A 2617-nucleotide genomic window follows, 5' to 3' on the forward strand; every position below is an offset into this window, starting at 1 on the left:
TGGAAACGGTAGAACTCCCGCTGGTCGGTGGGCATCTCGGCGTGGTTCTCCCACGCCTCGGGGATCATCATCATCACCGCGTGCGGCAGCGACCGGCCGCCCAGCGAGAGCAGCTCGAGCACCTCGTCGAAGCTCGCCGAGTCCGAGACCGCCTCGGGGCACACCGGCATCGCGCGCTGGAGGTCGCCGGGGAAGAGGTCGGTGCCGAGCAGCGCCTCGCGCACCCGTACCGGACGATGGCGCACAACGGCGAGATCAACACGATCCGCGGCAACCGCAACCGCATGCGGGCCCGCGAGGCGCTGCTCGGCACCGACCTCTTCCCCGGCGACCTCCAGCGCGCGATGCCGGTCTGTCCCGAGGAGGTCTCGGACTCGGCGAGCTTCGACGAGGTGCTCGAGCTGCTCTCGCTCGGCGGCCGGTCGCTGCCGCACGCGGTGATGATGATGATCCCCGAGGCGTGGGAGAACCACGCCGAGATGCCGGCCGACCAGCGGGACTTCTACCGGTTCCACGCCAGCCTCATGGAGCCGTGGGACGGGCCGGCGGCGGTGGTCTTCACCGACGGCACCGTCATGGGCGCGACCCTGGACCGCAACGGCCTGCGGCCCGCGCGCTGGTGGCAGCTCGCCGACGACCGCGTGGTGCTCGCCAGCGAGTCCGGCGTCCTCGACGTGCCCGCGGAGGACATCGTCGCCAAGGGGCGGCTGCGGCCGGGCCGGATGTTCCTCGTGGACACGCGGGCAGGGGCGAGCCGAGCGACGGGGGAGGGCACGAGCGCCGGGATCGTCGACGACGACGCCTTCAAGTCCGAGCTCGCCGCCGCCGAGCCCTACGGCGAGTGGCTCCACGCCGGGCTGGTGCACCTCGAGGACCTGCCCGACCGCGAGCACGTGGTGCACACCCACGAGTCGGTCGTCCGCCGCCAGCAGACCTTCGGCTACACCGAGGAGGAGCTGCGGATCATGCTGGCGCCGATGGCGACCACCGGCGCCGAGCCGCTGGGGTCCATGGGCACCGACACCCCCACCGCGGCGCTCTCCCGGCGCTCGCGGCTGCTCTACGACTACTTCGTGCAGCTGTTCGCGCAGGTCACCAACCCGCCGCTGGACTCCATCCGCGAGGCGCTGGTCACCAGCATGTCGCGCCCGATCGGGGCCGAGCAGAACCTGTTCCACCCCGGGCCGGCGTCGTGCCGGCAGGTGATCATGCCCGACCCGGTCATCGACAACGACGAGCTCGCCAAGATCATCCACATCAACGACGACGGCGACATGCCCGGCTTCGCGGCCAAGGTGATCTCCGGGCTCTACGAGGTCGACGGCGGCGAGGCCGCGCTGCGCGAGGCCCTCGAGCGGGTGCGGCGCGAGGCGAGCGAGGCCATCGCCGACGGCAGGCGCGTCCTGGTCCTCTCCGACCGCGACTCCGACCGCCGGCACGCCCCGATCCCGTCGCTGCTGCTGGTCTCGGCCGTGCACCACCACCTGGTCGCGACCCGCGAGCGGACCCAGATCGCGCTGATCGTCGAGTCCGGCGACGCCCGCGAGGTCCACCACATGGCGTTGCTGCTCTCCTTCGGGGCCGCGGCGATCAACCCCTACCTCGCGTTCGAGTCGATCGAGGACATGATCACCTCGGGGCAGCTCGAGGACCTCGAGGTCGACCAGGCGATCCGCAACTACGTCCGGGCCGCGGTCAAGGGCGTGCTCAAGGTGATGTCGAAGATGGGCATCTCGACGGTGTCCGGGTACACCGCCGCCCAGGTCTTCGAGGCGGTCGGGCTCTCCCAGGAGTTCGTCGACGAGTACTTCACCGGGACGGCCTCGAAGCTCGGGGGCGGCGGCCTCGACGTCGTCGCCGAGGAGGCGGCCATCCGGCACCGGACCGCCTATCCCCAGAACCCGACCGAGCGGGCGCACCGCGGCCTCGACGTGGGCGGTGAGTACGCCTACCGCCGCGAGGGCGAGCAGCACCTGTTCACGCCCGAGACCGTCTTCCTGCTCCAGCACGCCACGCGCACCAAGCAGCGCGACGTGTTCCGCCGCTACACCGCCGAGTGCGACCGCATCGCGGCCGAGGGCGGGCAGCTGCGCGGGCTGCTGCGCTTCCGCTACGAGGACCGCGAGCCGATCGACATCGACGAGGTCGAGCCGGCCAGCGAGATCGTCAAGCGGTTCGCCACCGGCGCGATGAGCTACGGCTCGATCTCCGCCGAGGCCCACACCGACCTCGCGATCGCGATGAACAACATCGGCGGGCGCTCCAACACCGGCGAGGGCGGCGAGGACCCGGTCCGGCTCTACGACCCGTCCAAGCGCTCGGCGATCAAGCAGGTCGCCTCCGGACGGTTCGGGGTGACCAGCGAGTACCTGGTCAACGCCGAGGACCTGCAGATCAAGATGGCGCAGGGCGCGAAGCCCGGCGAGGGCGGGCAGCTCGCGGGCAAGAAGGTCTACCCGTGGATCGCGGAGGTCCGCTACTCCACGCCGGGCGTCGGGCTCATCTCGCCGCCGCCGCACCACGACATCTACTCCATCGAGGACCTCAAGCAGCTCATCCACGACCTCAAGAACGCCAACGACCGGGCCCGGATCCACGTCAAGCTGGTCAGCTCGGT

At 71.1% G+C, this 2617-nt stretch carries 1 protein-coding gene and 1 pseudogene; one reads left to right on the plus strand and one right to left on the minus strand.

Features of this window, described 5'->3' with window-relative positions; translation table 11 throughout:
• Nucleotides 1–170 (minus strand): hypothetical protein (locus AC0CYZ_RS31435; protein ID WP_472222156.1); only part of this gene is annotated, 170 nt, incomplete at its 3' end.
• Nucleotides 171–215: 45 nt separating this feature from the next.
• On the opposite strand from AC0CYZ_RS31435, the pseudogene AC0CYZ_RS31440 reads away from it, so the two are divergent.
• Nucleotides 216–2617: pseudogene (locus AC0CYZ_RS31440) on the plus strand (glutamate synthase central domain-containing protein); the annotation flags it as partial.

It is taken from the genome of Actinomycetospora sp. (assembly GCF_055612215.1).